Origin of the sequence: Vibrio splendidus 12E03, assembly GCF_000272105.2 — a bacterium.
Lineage (GTDB): Bacteria > Pseudomonadota > Gammaproteobacteria > Enterobacterales > Vibrionaceae > Vibrio > Vibrio splendidus_I.
Genome location: NZ_AJZD02000083.1, coordinates 1 through 338, shown reverse-complemented (window position 1 = coordinate 338; position 338 = coordinate 1). Strand labels below are relative to the sequence as shown.

1 protein-coding gene is annotated in these 338 nt (G+C 42.0%); it reads right to left on the bottom strand.

The genetic code is table 11. The annotated features are described in order from the left end of the window. On the bottom strand, positions 1–338 hold a 338-nt coding region (locus tag A142_RS07565; RefSeq protein WP_032545254.1), incomplete at both ends, for a reverse transcriptase domain-containing protein.

Genomic DNA, 338 nt, shown 5'->3' with positions numbered 1-338 from the left:
CGTAGATTTCTAAGGAATAACAGCGTGTTAGATTTGCTCGGTTTAATGAGCAATTTCCCTTTGTACTTCCTGTGATTGAAACCCAGAAAGTCAAAGCCATCATCAATATGAGTGACCTTCGTTTTCTCTTCGGAGAGGGTTAACCCTCTTTCTGCCAGAAAGTCAGCAATCAACGGTTTGATATCGTTCACTAGCACTTCCTTTGAAGAGCAGGTGACCACGAAATCATCCGCATAACCAATAAAGTTGGCCCTAGCACCCATTTTCAGAGCTGTAGATTTTATTTGTTGCTCTATTCCCGCGAGAGTCATTAGCATCAAGGTTGGAGATATTATTCC